The organism is Mesorhizobium sp. M7A.F.Ca.CA.004.06.1.1, from assembly GCF_003999135.1.
GTDB lineage: Bacteria > Pseudomonadota > Alphaproteobacteria > Rhizobiales > Rhizobiaceae > Mesorhizobium.
Genome location: NZ_RZPQ01000751.1, coordinates 1 through 2839, shown reverse-complemented (window position 1 = coordinate 2839; position 2839 = coordinate 1). Strand labels below are relative to the sequence as shown.

Annotated in this window: 2 protein-coding genes and 2 pseudogenes; all 4 read right to left on the bottom strand. The window is 61.6% G+C overall.

Features of this window, described 5'->3' with window-relative positions; all coding sequences use genetic code 11:
• A pseudogene (locus tag EN906_RS29550) lies at window positions 1-416 on the bottom strand (putrescine ABC transporter permease PotI); the annotation flags it as partial.
• 4 nt (window positions 417-420) lie between these two features.
• A complete protein-coding gene (locus tag EN906_RS29545; protein WP_127272202.1) occupies window positions 421-1395 on the bottom strand; it encodes an ABC transporter permease subunit in 975 nt (324 codons plus the stop codon).
• A gap of 8 nt (window positions 1396-1403) precedes the next feature.
• Window positions 1404-2543 carry an ABC transporter ATP-binding protein gene (locus tag EN906_RS29540; protein ID WP_127272201.1) on the bottom strand — a complete coding sequence of 380 codons (1140 nt, stop codon included), beginning with the start codon at window positions 2541-2543 and terminating at the stop codon, window positions 1404-1406.
• Window positions 2544-2627: 84 nt separating this feature from the next.
• A pseudogene (locus EN906_RS29535) lies at window positions 2628-2839 on the bottom strand (spermidine/putrescine ABC transporter substrate-binding protein PotF); the annotation flags it as partial.

The following is a 2839-nucleotide window of genomic DNA, read 5'->3' as shown; positions in this document are numbered from 1 at the left end:
ATATGGGCGAGCGTCACGGTGAGAAAGCCACGGTCGAGCCCGACCGCGACGAAGAGCAGCAGCAGCGACAGGCCGGTGATCACTTCCGGCATGACCAGCGGCGCAAAGACCATGCCGGAGAACAGCACCCTGCCCTTGAAGCGCGTGTAGCGGGTCAAGGTGAGTGCCGCCAGCGTGCCGAGAACGGTCGCTACCGTGGCCGAGATCAGGCCAACGCGCGCCGTCACCCAGGTCGCGTCCATGAGGCCCTGATTGTGGAACAGCGAGACGTACCATTTGGTCGAGAAACCGCCCCAGACCGTAACCAGTTTCGACTCGTTGAACGAGAAGACGATGAGCAGCACGATCGGCAGATAGAGAAAGGCAAAGCCAAGCACGATCGAAGTGATGTTGAAGCGGCTCCAGGTGGCGTTCATGAGGTCACCTGTCCATTTCCTGAGCGCGCGCCTGGGCCCGCTGGAAGAGCATGATCGGCACGATCAGCAGCAACAGCAGGATGACGGCAACGGCCGACGATACCGGCCAGTCGCGATTGGCGAAGAACTCGTTCCACAACGTCTTGCCGATCATCAGCGTCTGCGAGCCGCCGAGCAGATCGGGAATGACGAACTCGCCGACGGCCGGAATGAACACCAGCAGACAGCCGGCGATGACGCCGGGCAGCGACAGCGGGAAGGTGATCTTCCAGAACGCACTTGTCGGCGGACAGCCGAGATCCTTGGCTGCCTCGATCAGCGAATAGTCCATCTTCTCAAGCGCGGAATAGAGCGGCAACACCATGAACGGCAGGTAGGAATAGACGATGCCGATGAAGATCGCCGTATAGGTGTTGAGGATGATCAGCGGCTGGTGGATGACGCCGGTGGCGAGCAGCAGCTGATTGAGCAGCCCTTCGGGCTTGAGAATGCCGATCCAGGCGTAGACCCGGATCAGGAACGAGGTCCAGAACGGTAGGATCACCAGCATCAGCAAGGTCGGGCGGATCGTCGCCGGCGCGCGCGCCATGCCATAGGCGATGGGGTAGCCGACGAGCAATGTCAGGACCGTCGAGACCGCGGCGATGATGACGCTGGTTACATAGGCGTTGAAGTAGAGGGCGTCCTGCGTCAGCCAGGCGTAATTGTCGAGGCTGAGTTGCTTCAGCTGAGCCAGGAACCCGGAAATGCCGCCGCTGAAATCGAGCGCCGGCGTATAGGGCGGAATGGCGATTGCCGTCTGCGACAGCGAGATCTTGAAGACGATGACGAACGGAATGAGGAAGAAAAACAGCAGCCAGACATACGGGATGATGATGACCAGTCGGCCAACGAAGGCAGCACCCAGCCTGGCAAGGATGGATTTGCCGGCATTGGATGCCGGAGAGGCTGATGAGGTGGTGACGGCGGCGCTCGACATGGTCGCCCCTACCGCGTCAGCACGACGCCGGCATCGGGCCGGAAGGAAACCCAGGCGCGGTCGTTCCAGCTCAACGGATCCTCGGTGATACGGGCCGCGTTCATGGTGCTCGCGCGCACCACCTGGCCGTCGTCCAGCCTGACATGGTAGACGGTCATGTCGCCGAGATAGGCGATGTCGTAGACCTCGCCCTCGATGGCGTTGACCGCCTCGGCCGGCTTTTTCGACGACACCTTGATCTTTTCGGGCCTGATGGCGAAGGTGACGGCCGTCCCGGCGCCGGCGGTGCCGGCATTGTCGGTGCGGATGGTGAGGCCGTTGCCGGCATCGATGCTGGCGCTGCCGGCCTCGCCACGCGCGATCTTGCCCTCGAACATGTTCACATTGCCGACGAAGCCGGCGACGAAGCGCGATCCCGGCGCCTCGTAGACTTCGGCCGGCGTTGCCACCTGCATCACCTCGCCCTTGTCGATGATGGCGATGCGATCGGCCATGGTCATCGCCTCTTCCTGGTCGTGGGTGACGACGACGAAGGTCAGGCCGAGGTTCTGCTGCAAATCCATCAGTTCGAACTGCGTCTCTTCGCGCAGCTTCTTGTCCAACGCGCCGAGCGGCTCGTCGAGCAGCAGCACCTTCGGCCGCTTGGCGACCGAGCGGGCGAGCGCGACGCGCTGGCGCTGGCCGCCGGATAGTTGGTGCGGCTTGCGCTTGGCGAACTGCTCGAGTTTGACCAGCTTCAGCATCTCGGCAACGCGCGATGCGATTTCGGGCTTCGGCATGCCGTCCTGCTTGAGACCGAAGGCGATGTTGTTCTCGACCGTCATATGCGGGAACAGCGCATAGGACTGGAACATCATGTTGACAGGCCGCCGGTAGGGCGGGATGCCACGCAGATCCTGGCCGTCAAGCAGAATGCGGCCGGCTGTCGGCTCCTCGAAGCCGGCGAGCATCCTGAGCAGCGTCGACTTTCCGCAACCGGAGGCGCCGAGCAGCGCGAAGAACTCGCGCTCGAAGATGGTCAGAGACAGATTGTTGACGGCGGTGAAGTCACCGAACTTCTTGGTGACGTTGTCGAACTGGATGTACGGCTTGGCATTCGGGTCGTTCCACGGTGCAAAATCCCTGCGGATGCTGCCAAGCGATTTCATATCCCACTCCGTCCTGATTTTCTTGCTTCTTGCCCCAGGTAGAAACGGTCCCGGCAGGTGGCTGCCGGGACCGTGTCGGATTGCTTACTGGCCAGTGACGATCTTGGTCCAGGTGCGCGTGATGACGCGCTGGGTCTTGGGATCGTATGGCGAGACGGTGTAGAGCTTCTTTATGGTCTCGGCATCGGGATAAACCGAAGGATCCTCAACAATGCCTTGTCGACGAATTGCTGCGAAGCCTTGTTGCCGTTTGCGTAGAGCACGTAGTTCGACGACTTGGCGATAACTTCCGGCTC